Raw genomic sequence first — 254 nt, 5'->3', positions numbered from 1 at the left:
AGACTGCCCTGTCGTAGCGAGCCCCCCATGGAAAGCGTCCGTCGCCATATCGAAAGCCAGGTGCTGAGCCTTACCGGGCACGCCGTCGGCGGTGTCGACATCGAGTCGCCGAAAGGCGATCCGGGCCTGTTCGGCCCCGATGCCGCCTGCTGGAAGGTCCACGGCGACTTCAGCAGCATGATGATCGGCGGCATCGGCGCGCTGCTCCTGCAGATGCTCCATCCGCTGGCCCTGGCGGGGGTGTGGGACCACTC

The 254-nt window shown here is 67.3% G+C and carries 1 protein-coding gene; it reads left to right on the top strand.

Features of this window, described 5'->3' with window-relative positions; genetic code table 11:
• Positions 1–27: 27 nt before the first annotated feature.
• A partial coding sequence (locus ACLJNW_RS26770) for an oxygenase MpaB family protein (RefSeq protein ID WP_410961590.1) occupies positions 28–254 on the top strand: 227 nt, incomplete at its 3' end.

The organism is Salmonella sp. SAL4457 (assembly GCF_046548235.1).
GTDB lineage: Bacteria > Pseudomonadota > Gammaproteobacteria > Enterobacterales > Enterobacteriaceae > Salmonella > Salmonella enterica.
This window is presented reverse-complemented; position numbering and strand designations above follow the sequence as displayed.